The organism is uncultured Dialister sp. (assembly GCF_900541605.1).
GTDB lineage: Bacteria > Bacillota > Negativicutes > Veillonellales > Dialisteraceae > Dialister.
The window spans coordinates 15,596-29,084 of record NZ_UQKJ01000001.1 but is presented as its reverse complement, the minus strand read 5'-3'; the positions used below and the strand labels follow the sequence as shown (position 1 = coordinate 29,084).

At 51.0% G+C, this 13,489-nt stretch carries 10 protein-coding genes and 1 riboswitch; of the genes, 6 read left to right on the top strand and 4 right to left on the bottom strand.

The window, feature by feature from the left end; translation table 11 throughout:
- The first annotated feature begins 79 nt into the window (after positions 1 to 79).
- Positions 80 to 1,534 (top strand): D-glycero-beta-D-manno-heptose 1-phosphate adenylyltransferase, encoded by a 1,455-nt coding sequence (gene rfaE2 / locus QZR21_RS00120; RefSeq protein ID WP_296097250.1) that lies wholly within the window; start codon positions 80 to 82, stop codon positions 1,532 to 1,534.
- A gap of 101 nt (positions 1,535 to 1,635) precedes the next feature.
- Here rfaE2 and QZR21_RS00115 read toward each other — a convergent pair whose 3' ends face one another.
- Positions 1,636 to 2,841, bottom strand: a complete 1,206-nt coding sequence (locus QZR21_RS00115; protein WP_296097248.1) for an MFS transporter — start codon at positions 2,839 to 2,841, stop codon at positions 1,636 to 1,638.
- Between the two features lie 1,460 nt (positions 2,842 to 4,301).
- On the opposite strand from QZR21_RS00115, the gene QZR21_RS00110 reads away from it, so the two are divergent.
- Positions 4,302 to 5,081, top strand: a complete 780-nt coding sequence (locus QZR21_RS00110) for a gamma-glutamyl-gamma-aminobutyrate hydrolase family protein (protein ID WP_296097246.1) — start codon at positions 4,302 to 4,304, stop codon at positions 5,079 to 5,081.
- Between the two features lie 167 nt (positions 5,082 to 5,248).
- On the opposite strand, the gene QZR21_RS00105 is transcribed toward QZR21_RS00110, so the two are convergent.
- From QZR21_RS00105 to QZR21_RS00095, 3 genes are all read right to left on the bottom strand, one after another.
- Positions 5,249 to 6,091 carry a MetQ/NlpA family ABC transporter substrate-binding protein gene (locus QZR21_RS00105; RefSeq protein ID WP_296097244.1) on the bottom strand — a complete coding sequence of 281 codons (843 nt, stop codon included), beginning with the start codon at positions 6,089 to 6,091 and terminating at the stop codon, positions 5,249 to 5,251.
- Between the two features lie 404 nt (positions 6,092 to 6,495).
- The gene (locus QZR21_RS00100; protein WP_296097242.1) at positions 6,496 to 7,149 is read right to left on the bottom strand and encodes a methionine ABC transporter permease; all 654 of its coding nucleotides are present in this window, start codon (positions 7,147 to 7,149) and stop codon (positions 6,496 to 6,498) included.
- Entirely contained in the window at positions 7,130 to 8,167 is a 1,038-nt protein-coding gene (locus QZR21_RS00095; RefSeq protein ID WP_296097240.1) for a methionine ABC transporter ATP-binding protein, read from the bottom strand. Before QZR21_RS00095 ends, QZR21_RS00100 begins: the two co-directional genes overlap by 20 nt.
- A 67-nt stretch (positions 8,168 to 8,234) precedes the next feature.
- A riboswitch (SAM riboswitch) is annotated at positions 8,235 to 8,338 on the bottom strand.
- Positions 8,339 to 8,668: 330 nt separating this feature from the next.
- Between QZR21_RS00095 and QZR21_RS00090 the strand changes: the two genes are divergently transcribed.
- From QZR21_RS00090 to fumC, 4 genes are all read left to right on the top strand, one after another.
- The gene (locus tag QZR21_RS00090) at positions 8,669 to 8,977 is read left to right on the top strand and encodes a YerC/YecD family TrpR-related protein (RefSeq protein ID WP_296097238.1); all 309 of its coding nucleotides are present in this window, start codon (positions 8,669 to 8,671) and stop codon (positions 8,975 to 8,977) included.
- Between the two features lie 5 nt (positions 8,978 to 8,982).
- Positions 8,983 to 10,350, top strand: coding sequence for a phosphomannomutase (locus QZR21_RS00085; protein WP_296097236.1), 1,368 nt, complete (start codon positions 8,983 to 8,985; stop codon positions 10,348 to 10,350).
- Between the two features lie 298 nt (positions 10,351 to 10,648).
- Entirely contained in the window at positions 10,649 to 11,371 is a 723-nt protein-coding gene (budA, locus tag QZR21_RS00080; protein WP_296097234.1) for an acetolactate decarboxylase, read from the top strand.
- Positions 11,372 to 11,760: 389 nt separating this feature from the next.
- Entirely contained in the window at positions 11,761 to 13,149 is a 1,389-nt protein-coding gene (gene fumC, locus QZR21_RS00075; RefSeq protein ID WP_296097233.1) for a class II fumarate hydratase, read from the top strand.
- Positions 13,150 to 13,489 lie beyond the last annotated feature (340 nt).

Here is a 13,489-nt window from a genome sequence, read left to right as displayed (position 1 = left end):
GATTTTTTGCTACGGTCATTCCTATGGTATAATATCCAAAGATGACTCGAATTCATTTTATTGCAGTACAGGAGATTCTATGCAGCTGGATGGCGAACGATTTTTAAGAGATGAAATTACCCATATCAAGGCAGCCGTGATCGGTGATATGATGACGGACCGGTATATTACGGGGAAGGTGAACCGGATTTCCCCGGAGGCGCCGGTGCCGGTGAACCTGGTCCAGTCCCAGCGGGACGTGCTGGGGGGCGCAGCCAATACGGCGGCAAACCTGGCAGCCCTTGGATGCAAGGTCTATGCGGCAGGGATGAGGGGAAATGACAGTGACGGCGCCGTCCTTTCCTCCCTCCTCCAGCAGGCGGGCATCGATATGTCCGGACTCGTTACGGCGGACCATTACCATACCACCGCCAAGATCCGCATCCTCGGCGCCCGGCAGCAGATGATGCGCCTGGATTATGAGGAAAAGAAACAGCCCTCTTCGGAGCAGGTGAAATTTATCATGGACTGGCTGGAAGGACTCCTCCAAAATGGCCTTGGAGCCATCGTTCTTTCCGATTACGGTAAGGGCATGATTACGGAAGAACTGGCCCAGTCTGTCATCGGGCTGGCAAAATCCTTTTCCGTGCCGGTGCTTGTGGACCCTAAGGGGAGCGACTGGACCAAGTATGACGGGGCCTATGGTATTACGCCGAACCTGAAGGAACTGGCGGACTGCGTGGGAAAGGAAATCCCCAACGAGGAAGAAGCCATTGTAGCCGCGGGCCGGGGGGTGAGAGCAAAGTTTCACCTGACCCATCTCTTTGTGACCCGTTCAGAAAAGGGGATTACCGCGGTCAGTGAAAACAGTGCCGTCCACCGGGCATCGGTGGCCCAGGATGTATTCGACGTGTCCGGCGCCGGGGATACGGTGATGGCTGTCACCGCCGCTGCCACGGCAGCCCATATGGATATGGAAACCCTGCTGGAACTGGCCAACAAGGCGGCGGGCATTGCCGTTTCCAAAGTGGGGACATACCAGGTGAAACGGGAAGAACTGCTCCATGCCTGGGTATCCGGCGATACCATGCGCCTTTCTTACCATCCCCTGACCTGGGAGGAAGCGGAAAAGAAGGTTGCCCGATGGAAGGCCCGGGGAGAAGTGGTGGTCTTTACGAACGGCTGCTTTGATATTCTCCATCGGGGGCATATTACCTATCTCCAGCAGGCGGCCTCTTTAGGGGATCATCTCATTGTGGGACTCAACTCTGACCGCTCCGTGAAAGCGCTGAAAGGTCCTTCAAGGCCGGTCAACAATGAAGAGGACCGGAGTTTCATGCTGGCTGCCCTCCGCTCTGTGGATGAAGTGGTTATCTTTGATGAAGATACACCGGAAGAGCTCCTGTCTCACCTGAAACCGGATATTCTCGTGAAAGGCGGGGATTATAAGGTATCGGAAGTGGCAGGGCGCCAGTATGCGGGGAAGGTGGAAATCCTTCCCTTTGTAGATGGATATTCGACGACAAATATGATCAAAAAGATTCGAAATAAATAAGGTCGATAGCAAGACCGCCGGTTAGCTGAAAAAGCCGTTCCTGCAGGCAAAGGAGGAACGGCTTTTTACGTTGGAAATTGCAATTTCTGAGTGGCAGGTATTTATTCCTGCTCAGATTGACCGGGCCTTGTATAGAGCACGATGAGGAGTATCTCCAGAAGTCCTGTCACCAGGAGGCCGGCGGAGGTGCCGAGGTATTCGATGATGGTGCTTACGAGGAGGGAACCGAAAGGGGCACTCCCCAGAAATACGAAGGTGTAAAGTCCCATGATGCGGCCCAGGTATTCCTTTGGCGACGCCAGCTGGATGGCGGTGTTGCAGTTCACCATGAAAATGATCACTGTGAATCCCAGAATCCCGAAAACCAGGAGTGCCAGGGGCTGGAAGGAAATATAGCTTACCGCCATAAGAAGGAGACCACAGGCGATGGCGGAATGGAAAATGCAGGACTGGGACAGGTGTTTTTTCGAAGCGGCGGAAAGGACACCGCTGGCCATGGAACCGGCGCCGGCAGCAAAGAGGATGGAACCGAAGCCTTCCACCCCGGCGTGGAGTACCCGGTCTGCGAAGAGGGGACCGTAGGTACCCATATTCAGGATCAGTCCGCTCACAATGCCGGCGGCCAGGAGGTTTTTGTAAATGATGGGATTCCGTTTGGCCTCCAAGAGGCCCTCTCTGATTTCCTGGAGGGGATGGCGGTTTTCTGCCGGGGCAATGACAGAATTCACATTCATGAAGCTGTAGGCGATGATGATGGGAATGAGGGACAGGGCATTCAGGAAGAAAATGGTACTGTAGGAAAGATAGCTCAAAAGGAAGGCTGCCAGCAGGGGACCAATCATGCGGGTAAGGTTAAAATTGGCGGAATTCAGGCTGATGGCACTGTGAAGGGCATCTTTTCCCACCAGTTCCGGCATGAACGCCATACGGGCAGGCATGTCGAAGGAATCAATGGTGCCCAGGAAGAAGGCAAAAAACAGGATCCACCCGTAGGTCTCGTGGCCTGTATACAGCAAAAGTCCCAGGAGGAAAGCCTGTACCAGGTAGGTAATCTGGGTGCCGATGAGGATTTTCCTCTTATTGTGCCTGTCAATCCAGAGGCCCGTGAAGAGGGTAAAAAAGAGGCTCGGTGCAAACTGACAGGCCGAGAGCAGTCCCAGAAGGAAAGCGGAGTCCGTCATGGTATACACCAGCCACTGCTGGGCGGTGAGCTGGAGCCAGAACCCGATGAGGGCAATCCACTGGGTGACCCAGAAAATCCGGTAATTCCGGACCTGGAGGGCCGGGAAAAAATGAAGTAATGACATACAGGGTCCTTTACATCAATCAATTTACAGATTACGAAATTTCAATGTATCTATTATACCATAGGGCGGGATGGGAATATGAAGGAACAGAAGGATCCTATGCCGGTTGACGAGTTGCTTGAGTGCAGCGGTTATCATGCTTCCGTGTAGAGCCACAAGCCTTGAGCAGTGAGCCTTTAGCCTTGAACTGGACAACCGCTTCGCAGCGGCTTTGCATGCTGATAGATGAAGTTATTCTCGTGGAGGTTCCCTGGCAGCCAGGAGTCCCACGTACGAATGACTCTATCCATCAGCGACGAAAACCATCAGCTCGCAATACTGAAATATTCCTATGCCATTGTATTTCTACAATAGAAACTCAGTTATAAATTTTTAATTCTATATCTATTGACCTATAGAATAATACTTTATCTGAATATAAATATTACTATTCTCAAAATAGATGTAATCATGTATAATCAATACGGATGAGGGCATACGCCTTTTCGGGGAGAGGCCTCGAAAAAATACCCGGACAAGGCGGAAGCTGCAAGCCATCCTGCAAAGATGAATCCATAAGAGCTCCGGGATCAAAACCCGTTCGATGCATTTCCCCCTGTTTCCTTCCTTCCGGATGGAAATAGACGCCGGTAAAAAACTGAACAGGTCGTCAAAGATAAGCCTGAATGAATGGTTAGAGCATGGCAGACACTTTTAGTGCTGCGTGGCCCTTGCTTTCGATAACCCTTCTTTCGGGCTTATTGTGGTGGAATAAGGGATGATAACAGTAAAGGTTGGGAAACAACGGACGGATCCGATCCGGCTTCATGCGTTAATCCCATGGCCGGCACCAAAGGAAGCGGTTTAGTGTGCAGTAAAGGCATCAACTTGTAGTAGGCGCAATGAGCAATCCTCTGTAAGACTTTCGCAGAGTCGACAGGAGAGTTTCGTATAGTTCCGGTTCTCTTTCGGCGCTGTAATGCCGTCATAGTCATTTACCGGAAAGATTTCTCGACTCGTCGCAGCTGTAGCGATTCTTCAGGTATAGAGCCATTTGGCATGCTCACTCCGCTCGAGATGACGATATAGGGGTAGAGACACGAGACCGACAGTGAATCTGCTTATAGGTTTCATAAGGCAACGCTTCCTTAGCCCCTTTAGTCACCTTTCTCATGCCGCAGGCGGACCGGCTTTTCTGGCGGCTGGCTTCCCACGTTTACATGCAATCTCATCCACATCTGTTACCACTATATTTTTTCTGTAAGTACCTATAGAATCTTTTTAATACGTAACGATTTGACAGGAACAGGGAAAATCCCGTATACTTTATACAAGAATTTAACAAGGGCAAAGGCGCCGATCAGTGATCGGTGCCTTTTGCTTTTCAGTAAGGGCGCTGTCTATGTGGCAGTGCTTTTTTGCTTTCAGACATATGTTGGGGTTGACTTGCTCAGGTAAACAGGAATTCGGAGGTGCTTATTATGAGAAAGCCGAGAATTGGTATCACGCCATTGTGGGATGAAGAGAAGAAGAGCATCTGGATGCTGCCGGGGTACATGGATTCTATCCGGGAGGCCGGGGGAATTCCCCTGATCCTTCCGCTCCATATGACGGAGGAAGAATTCGTAGAGGTTCGGGATGATTTCGATGGTTTCCTTTTTACCGGCGGTCAGGATATATCCCCAGCCCTTTATGGGGAGAAGAAGAAGGCCTGCTGCGGTCCGGTGTGCGAAGCGAAGGATACGCTGGAAACCATGATTTTCAGTTACTGCTGGAGCCACGATGTGCCGGCCTTGGGAATCTGCCGGGGGTTGGAACTGATGAATGCCCTCCTGGGAGGAACCCTGTACCAGGATATCGATGAAGAACGGCCTTTCCTCCATGCGCCGGAGCACACCATGAGCTTCGCCTACGACTGGACTGCCCATTTCAATCATATCCTGGAAGGGACGCCGCTCTATGCAAGACTGGGGGTGCCCATGCTCGGTGTAAACTCACTCCATCATCAGGCGGTGAAGAAGCTGTCTGACAGCCTTGTGCCCATGGCCATGTCGGAAGATGGACTGGTGGAAGCGGCCTATGCACCGGAGAAACGGTTTATCTGGGCCGTACAGTGGCATCCGGAATATTCCTACGTCTATGACGGACTGGATATGGCGATTTTTGAATCCTTCACCGAAGCGGCGGCAGACCGGGTGGATGCGCCGGTATCACCGTTCCTTCCGCCGGATTATACCTTTGGCTCGAAGAAGTTGGGATAGATCAGTCTTATGAATTCATAGCCCACAGGTATGGATGGTTCGTAAGGGGTGTGGCTTTCACGTTGCTGACAACTCCTGGTCCCATTCACTGATTTGGTCATCTGTCCAAACATACACATTAAAAAGAGCTGTGACCTTTTGGTCACAGCTCTTTTGCTTATCAGGAATCAGTCCCAGGCCGGTTCGATGGTACCGTGGTATTTTTCTGCAATGAATTTCTTTACAGAATCAGACTGGTAGGCCTGTACAAATTTTTTGTAGGCCGGCTGGTCTTTATCTTTATCACGGACAGCGATGATCATGACTGCCAGTGGGGTATCCTTGTCTTCCAGGAAGATGCCCTGGTCTTTCGGGGAGAGGCCGGCGCTCATGACGTAGTTCATGGTGATGACAGAAGCGTCCACGTCATCCAGGCTTCTTGGAAGCTGGGCAGCTTCGATTTCTTTGAACTGGATATGCTTCGGGTTTTCTACCACGTCAGCGGGGGTAGCTTTCATGCCTACGCCATCTTTCAGTTTGATGACGCCCGCTTTTTCCAGGAGCTGGAGACCACGGCCTTCATTGGTGGGGTCATTCGGAATGGAAATGGTAGCACCGTCGGGCAGGTCTTTTACGTCCTTCACTTTGTTGGAGTAAATGCCCATGCGCATGAGGATGGCTTTGCCGATGGCGGTGAGGTGGGTACCATGCTGTTTATTGAAGTTTTCCATGAATGGCTTGTGCTGGTAAACGACGATGTCCAGGTCTCCGTCAGCCAGTGCCTGGTCCGGAGTGATGTAATCGGAGAATTCCTTTACGTTGACTTTGAGGCCGTTCTTTTCAGCTTCCTTGGCAGCAGCTTCAACGACTTCCGCATGGGGGCCGGCAGTGGCGCCTACGGTGATTTCTTTCTTTTCTGCCGGTGCAAATGCGGCAGCGGAGGAAGCAGGTTTCTGGCTGGAACCGCAGCCGGAAATGAATGCTGCTGCGGAGAGGGCACAGAGACCGGCGATGACTAATTTCTTTAACATAAATAAGACTTCCTTTCTCTTTTAGGAAGCACTGATTAAATCTGACTCTGCGAATTAATCAGCGCTTCCTATACTTTTTCCCTTCCACGTGAGAAGGTTCTGTATGGAGGGATTCGGATTTATATAAGGGGGAAACCCGTTATATACGCAAATGGTTACACAAACAGGATATGGGAAAATGAAAATTAAATTAGGAATGAGGAATTAGGAATGGAGGTGGCGGCGCATAAATTATAGAGCGCCGCAAATGATGCAATATTGTGAATTTGCTTTTGAAATTTTCGGATTGGAAATATTCATTATCTATCATTCTGTGCTGTTCTATCAGGGTTTAGCGGCACATCACCATTCCTGGCTGATTTCTTCTTGTGAATTAAGACGTTATTACCTTTTTGATGATTTTCTCATCGTTTATCCGCTTTTCTGGCAAGTCTGCTGCCGATGAGCTGGATGAGCTGGACGATGATGACCAGGACGATAATGGTGGCAATCATGACGTCTGCCTGGAAACGCTGGTAGCCGTAGCGGATGGCCAGGTCACCGAGGCCGCCGCCACCGATGGTGCCGGCCATGGCGGATGCACCGATGAGGGAGACGATAACTACGGTCAGACTTTCAATGATGGAGGGGAGGGCTTCCGGAATGAGGACTTTCCAGATGATCTGGAGAGGGGAAGCGCCCATGGACTCAGCAGCTTCAATGAGGCCGAAGGGAATTTCACGAATTGAAGTTTCCACCATGCGGGCGGTATAGGGGATGGCGGCGATGGTCAGGGGGACGATGGCGGCGGTGGTACCAATGGAGGTGCCTGCTACGAGTCTTGTGAACGGAATGATAGCCACCATGAGGATGATGAACGGAATGGAACGGATGAGGTTGATAATGAAGGCCAGGGGCTTATTCAGCACCGGGCAGGAGAGGATGCCGTTCTTTTCGGTTACCACCAGGAGAATGCCCAGGGGAATGCCGATGATGGCGGCGATGAAAGCGGAAACGGAGAGCATGTACAGCGTTTCCGCCAGGCTTTTCAGAAGAAGATTAGTTATTGCTGGAGACATATCCGATCACCTCGCTTGTAATAGGTAAAGATTTCAAATGGCCAAGGGCTTTGTTCATGTCCTCTTCGCTGCCGTTGATCATGATGATGAGGCGGCCGAAGGAGACGTTCTGGATATAATCGATGGAGCCATAAAGGATACTCACATCGAGGTTGTATTTCTTGATGAGGTTTGCAATGATCGGTTCATTGGCCACGTCGCCCCGGAATTTGAGGCTCACCACGGTCTGGTCATTATCCTTTGTTTTCTCTTTGGAAATATTCATGTGGGAGAGCTGTTCCGGTACATCGGAGGACATGACGGAACCTACGAACTTTTTCAGGGTTTCGGTCTGGGGATTCGTGAAGAGGTCCACCACGCTGCCCTGTTCGATGATGCGGCCCTTTTCGATGACCGCCACCTGTTCGGCAATTTCCTTGATGACTTCCATCTGGTGGGTAATCATGATGATGGTGATGCCCAGTTTTTTGTTGATGTCCTTCAGCAGCTGGAGGATGGATTTTACGGTTTCCGGGTCCAGGGCGCTGGTGGCTTCATCGGAAAGGAGAACGGAGGGATTGGAAACGATGGCCCGGGCAATGCCGACTCTCTGTTTCTGGCCGCCGGAAAGCTGGGAGGGATACTTGTTTTTGTATTCCGTAAGGCCTACGACGTCCAGGATTTCATCAATCCGTTTTTTCTGTTCCGCCTTCGGTACGTTGGACAGTTCCAGGGGGAATGCCACGTTGCCGGCCACGGTACGGTTGGAGAGAAGGTTGAAATGCTGGAAAATCATACCGATTTTCTTTCTCTCTTCCCTCAGCTGGGTCTTCGTAAGTTTCGTCATATCCTTGCCGTCAATCAGCACTTCGCCGGACGTTGGCGGTTCCAGCATGTTGATGCACCGGATCAGGGTGGACTTACCGGCGCCGGACTGTCCTACAATCCCGTAGATTTCCCCATCTTTGATGGTGAGATTGATGTCGTCCAGTGCTTTGAAACTGCCATATAGTTTCGTTATATGTTTAAGTTCAATCATTGGGGGCTCCTTTATCAGTCAAATTCTCATAAAAAAACTTTCATCGAAAGATGAAAGTCAGTTTTTAACATCATCTTCCGAGTATTCACTCGCTGGAATTGGCACCGTTTTCTAAAAAGAATGGTTGCCGTGGCTTCAATGGGCCAGTCCCTCCGCCACTCATGATGAATCCATATGAAATTAACCCTCATGAAATAGGGTTGCACTTATAGTACTATCAATGAAAAGTGTTGTCAATATAACTTTTTGCTATAACAAGAGATAGCTGAAAACTGGAACGGACCGGCTGGATGGGCCGGGAAGGTCTATTGCCCATTCACATGCATGGGACATCCGCGAAGCGCAGTTCACCCACCACCTTTAGCCCCATACATCCGCATGGTTGTAACTCACGTCACCACAATTTGACCTCCTTTCCTTTTGCACCTGTCAGCCTGTAATGTTATAATATACTAAAGTAAAGAAGACACAGGCCTTTTGCTATAGAAGGAGGGGTTTACCATGAGTGTGAACCAGAGACTTGTCAATCCTTTGACAGATACCTTATTTGACGGCATTCTCTCCCTGAAGACCAGGGATGAGTGCTATGAATTCTTTGAAGATTTATGCACCATCAATGAGCTCCGGGATATGTCCCAGCGCCTTGAGGTGGCCCGGATGCTGGAGGAAGGCGAGAAGTACGACCAGATCGAGAAGAAGACCGGCGCCAGCACAGCCACCATTTCCCGTGTGAAACGGTGCCTGAAGTATGGAGCGGACGGGTATATTACCGTGTTGAAGCGGCTGCAGGAACAGAAAGGAGGAAAATAACCGGCATGGAACCTTTACAGATGTCTCATGAAGGATTTAAGGCCTACGATATCCGGGGCATTGTCCCGGCAGAAGTGAATGAGGACCTGGCGTACCGGGTGGGAAGGGCCTATGCTTCGCTCTTCCATCCGAAGACCATGTGCATCGGCTATGATGTGCGGCCCAGTTCGAAGTCCATTATGGAGGCGGCGGCCCGGGGACTCATGGATGGAGGCAGCGATGTCTATGACATCGGCCTCTGCGGTACGGAAATGATGTACTTCGGTACGTTCTTCTATCATATGGATGGAGGATTCATGATTACCGCCAGCCATAATCCATCCGATTATAATGGTATAAAAATAGTGCGGCAGGAAGGTATCCCTGTGAGCGCCGATACGGGGCTGAAGGATATAGAAGCCCTGGCATTTTCCGGGAATTTCTCTGAATCCGCGAAAAAAGGAAGCCTGTATCGAAAGGAAATCCTTTCGGACTATATCAGCACCATCCTTTCCTTCGTCGATGTGAACCGGATGAAGCCGTTTCATATCGTGGTGAACGCAGGAAACGGCTGTGCCAATATCGTATTTTCCGAATTGAAGAAACACCTGCCCTTCCACTTCACGGAACTGTACATGGAACCGGATGGTTCCTTCCCCCATGGCGTGCCGAACCCCATGCTGGAGGAATGCAGGAAGCCCCTGGTGGATGCGGTGCTTCGGGAAAAAGCGGATCTCGGTATCGCCTGGGATGGGGACTTCGACCGCTGCTTCTTCATTGATGAGAATGGCCACTTTGTGGAGGGGTACTACATGGTAGGCCTTCTTTCTGAATATTTCCTGAAACGGCATCCCGGAGAGACTATTGTCCATGACCCCCGGGTATTCTGGTGCACGGAAAAAATCTGCCGGGATCTTAAAGGAAAGGCGGTGGAGTCCAAAGGGGGCCATGCCTTCATGAAGGAAACCATGCGCCGGGTCCATGGTATTTACGGGGCGGAAAATTCGGCCCACCATTTCTTCCGGGATTTCTCCTACTGCGATTCCGGCATGATTCCCTGGCTCATTGTGGCCCAGGTGATGAGTGAAAAAGGAAAGCACTTGGGTGAGCTGGTGTCGGAGATGGAAAAGGAATATCCCTGCAGCGGGGAAATCAACCTTACCATCAAAGACGGTGCCACTGTCATTGAAAAGGTCAAGGAAAAATATGAGAAAACGGCGGCCCGCATCGATTTGACCGACGGTATCGGCGTAGAATTTAACAACTGGCGCTTCAACCTGCGCCCCTCCAATACGGAGCCCCTGATCCGCTTCAATATGGAAACAAAGGGAGACCGGGCTCTTCTGGAAGAGAAAAAGAAGGAAGTCATGGATTTCATCCATTCCGTAGAATAAAGAAAGCCGGGCACCCTGCCCGGCTTTTGCTCATAGTTAGCAGGATATTGGAGTGGATTGACATTGCTGCACTTGTCAATTGGGGTGGGACGCTTCTCTTACTATAGAAAAGGGAGATCATAGATCTTATATAGTAATGTGGTATCACCGCTTAAGTTTAATAGTGGGTGATTCACCTTATGCTCCTGGTGCGAAGCACCCACAACCCGGTGAACAGGCGCAGCGCAGTTCACCCACCACCTTTAGCCCCATATATCCTGTTTGGCCGCATACTCATTACACAATAAAGGAGAATATCATGAATACAACGAAACGTACATTATATCAGGCAGCCCTGCTGCAGTCCCTGGTACTGGGCCATTATGAAGGATTTATCCCGGTGAGGGATCTCATGGGCCACGGAGATTTTGGCATCGGTACTTTTGATTCCCTGGATGGGGAATTGGTGATGGTGGATGGACAGGTTTACCAGGTCAATGGCAGGGGAGAGGTGAAAAAACCGGAGGGGAATGTGAAGGTTCCTTTTGCGGATGTTTTCTTCTTCGAACCGGACCGGGAACTGCCGCTGGAACATATCAGCTCCCTGGCAAAGCTCCGGGGGGAAGCGGATGACTTCATCAATCGATGGGGAAAGAATTATTTTTATGGTATCCGAATCCGTGGAACCTTTGAAAAAATGTATACTCGAAGCGAAAAAGCACAGCAGAAACCCTACCGCCGTCTGGATGAAGCCATGAAGACGGACCAGGTGGAATTCCATTTTGAAAACACCACGGGTACCCTGATTGGGCTCTACTGTCCGGCTTTCATGGCCAGTCTCAATATGCCGGGCTGGCACTTCCATTACATTTCCGATGACAGGAGCCGTGGCGGCCATGTGATGGATCTTTCCCTGAAAAAGGGAACTGCCGAGTTCTGCCTGCTCTCTGATTTCTCCCTGGTTCTCCCCAAATCCTCTTCCTTCGGTAAAATCGATTTCACCACGGACCTGGCGGGAGCCGTAAAGACGGTAGAAGGATAGATGGGAGAGCATAGGGCAGTACCGATTGATGGGGCTAAGGGTTGTGGGTCGGACTTCGCTGCGCTTGTCCGACCGGGTTGTGGCTTCAACATCGCTGCGCTTGTTGAAGCGGGGACATAAGGTGGATTTGCCGCTAAAGGTGGCTTATGAACCTTATGCCCCTGGTGCGAAGCACCTGCCACCCGGTGAACGAGCGTCAGTGATGTTCACCCACAACTGTTAGTCCCATTTATCTGGTTGCTGTTCGGACTCTCTACCCACGTTCTATGCCCTTTTTGCAAAGATATTCCCTTTACCTATATGAATATTGCAATTTTCCGGTATAGGGAAAGATGTTACAATAAATAGGTAAGTTCAGTGATCCCATTTCAAAAAAGGAGTGAACCAATATGGAATATCGTATTGAACATGATTCTTTGGGCGAAGTCAAAGTTCCGGCGGACCACATGTGGGGTGCCCAGACCCAGCGGTCCTTCGAAAATTTCAAAATCGGCGGCCATGCCATGCCGAAGGAAATCATCCGTGCCTTTGCGATCCTGAAGAAATGCGCAGCCAGGGTGAATGAAGAAGACGGCAAGCTGGACCCGGAAAAGGGAAAGGCCATCCGCAGCGCCTGCGATGAAATCCTGGCGGGACAGTGGGATGGAGAATTCCCTCTGGTGGTTTACCAGACCGGTTCCGGTACCCAGAGCAATATGAACATGAACGAAGTGGTGGCTCACATTGCCAATGCAAAGCTGGAAAAAGCGGGCAGTGATAAACGGGTCCATCCGAATGACGATGTGAATATGTCCCAGTCCTCCAACGATACATTCCCCACCGCCCTCCATGTGGCAGCGGTGTATGTACTCCATCATTACCTGTATGGTTCTCTGGACGGCCTCATTGATACGTTCGCAGCGAAGAGCAAAGAATTCATGCATGTCGTGAAAATCGGCCGCACCCATGTACAGGATGCGGTGCCCCTGACATTCGGACAGGAAATTTCCGGATGGCTGGAAATGCTGAAGCAGGCCCGTTCCATGATCCATGATGCAGAAAAGTACCTGCACCCCCTGGCCATCGGCGGTACGGCGGTAGGTACAGGCCTTAACAGCCCGAAGGACTTCGGGGAAAAAGTGGCTAAAGCCATTTCCGAAGAAACCGGTATGCCTTTCACATCAGCACCCAATAAATTCTACGCTTTAACCGGCAGGGATAACATCGTCTTCGCCCATGGCGCTCTCGATGCGCTGGCAGGGGACTGCATGAAGTTTGCCGATGATATCCGCCTTCTGGCCGGCGGCCCGAGAGCAGGACTGGGAGAAATTTCCATTCCCGCCAATGAACCGGGCTCTTCCATCATGCCGGGCAAAGTGAACCCCACCCAGTGCGAAGCCCTCACCATGGTGGCCTGCCGTGTCCATGGCAACCAGACCGTGGTATCCATGGCTTCTTCCCAGGGCCGTTTCGAACTGAACGTATTTGCACCGATCCTGGCAGAAAGCTTCATCGAATCCACCCGTCTTCTGGGCGATGCTATTCATTCTTTCGATATTCACTGTGCCCAGGGCATTAAGGTGAATGAAGAGCGGATGGAAGAACTGGTAGAGAAATCCCTTATGCTGGTTACCGCCCTGTCTCCCCATATCGGCTATGAAAAATCGGCACAGATTGCAAAGAAAGCCTTTGCCGACAACAGCTCCCTCAAGGAAGCGGCAGTGGCCCTTGGTTTTGTGACTGCCGAAGACTACGATAAATGGGTGAACCCAAGAGAAATGACCAATGTAGACCGGTAAGGTCAGTATAAACAAACAGCTGTCGTTGCATCCCGTGACGGCAGCTGTTTTATAGTGCAGGAGCGGCTGAGAGACATCTCATACGTATGAATGGGGCTAAAGGTGGTGGGTTGCATCGCTGGCGCTTGCCAACCGGGGTGTGGCTTTACCTGGGGCTGACGCCCCGGTAAAGTGGGGGCGTAAGGTGGATCTGCCGCCGAAGGCGGCTGTTTTTCCTTATGCCCCTGGCGCGTCAGCGCCCACAACCCGGTTAACGAGCGAAGCGATGTTTACCCACCACCTTTAGCCCCATTCACCCAATTGGGGAACTTGCCAACTCCGCCTGATCCCATACTGCTTC